Annotated in this window: 1 protein-coding gene; it reads left to right on the forward strand. The window is 67.6% G+C overall.

The genetic code is table 11. The annotated features are described in order from the left end of the window. A complete protein-coding gene (gene tuf / locus DT057_RS34970) occupies positions 1–1191 on the forward strand; it encodes an elongation factor Tu (protein WP_128566565.1) in 1191 nt (396 codons plus the stop codon). Positions 1192–1230: the final 39 nt, after the last annotated feature.

The following is a 1230-nucleotide window of genomic DNA, read 5'->3' on the forward strand; positions in this document are numbered from 1 at the left end:
ATGGCCAAGGAAAAGTTTTCGCGGACGAAGCCGCACTGCAACATCGGGACGATCGGTCACGTGGACCACGGCAAGACGTCGCTGACGGCGGCGATCACCAAGGTCCTGGCGGAGACGGGTGGCGCGACGTTCACGGCCTACGACCAGATCGACAAGGCGCCCGAGGAGAAGGCCCGCGGGATCACGATCTCGACGGCGCACGTGGAGTACGAGACGGCGAACCGGCACTACGCGCACGTCGACTGCCCGGGGCACGCCGACTACGTGAAGAACATGATCACGGGCGCGGCGCAGATGGACGGTGCGATCCTGGTGGTGTCGGCGGCTGACGGCCCGATGCCGCAGACGCGCGAGCACATCCTGCTGGCGCGCCAGGTCGGTGTTCCGGCGCTGGTGGTGTTCATGAACAAGGTCGACATGGTGGACGACCCGGAGCTTCTCGACCTGGTGGAGCTCGAGGTGCGCGAGCTTCTCTCGAAGTACGACTTTCCCGGGGACGACATCCCGATCACCAAGGGCTCGGCGCTGTGCGCGCTGGAGAACCGGGAGCCCAAGATCGGGCACGACGCGATCCTGGAGCTGATGGGGCACGTGGACGCCTACATCCCGCAGCCGGAGCGGCCGATCGACCTGCCGTTCCTGATGCCGATCGAGGACGTGTTCTCGATCTCGGGCCGCGGCACGGTGGTGACGGGGCGTGTCGAGCGCGGGATCATCAAGGTCGGCGAGACGGTGGAGATCGTGGGCATCCGGGCGACCCAGACCACGACGGTGACGGGCGTCGAGATGTTCCGCAAGCTGCTCGACCAGGGCCAGGCCGGGGACAACGTCGGGGTGCTGCTGCGGGGCACCAAGCGGGAGGACGTGGAGCGGGGCCAGGTGGTGTGCAAGCCGGGCTCGGTCAAGCCGCACACGAAGTTCAAGGCCGAGGCCTACATCCTGACCAAGGAGGAGGGCGGGCGCCACACGCCGTTCTTCACCAACTACCGTCCGCAGTTCTACTTCCGGACCACGGACGTGACCGGGGTGTGCCAGCTGCCGGAGGGCACCGAGATGGTGATGCCGGGCGACAACGTCACCATGGACGTCACCCTGATCGTGCCGGTCGCCATGGAGGAGAAGCTGCGCTTCGCCATCCGCGAGGGCGGACGCACCGTCGGCGCCGGCGTCGTCGCCTCCATCACCGAGTAGGCGATCCAGCCCTCACTCCGCTGCCGCACACGCGAGGGG

The organism is Methylobacterium crusticola (assembly GCF_003574465.1).
Lineage (GTDB): Bacteria > Pseudomonadota > Alphaproteobacteria > Rhizobiales > Beijerinckiaceae > Methylobacterium > Methylobacterium crusticola.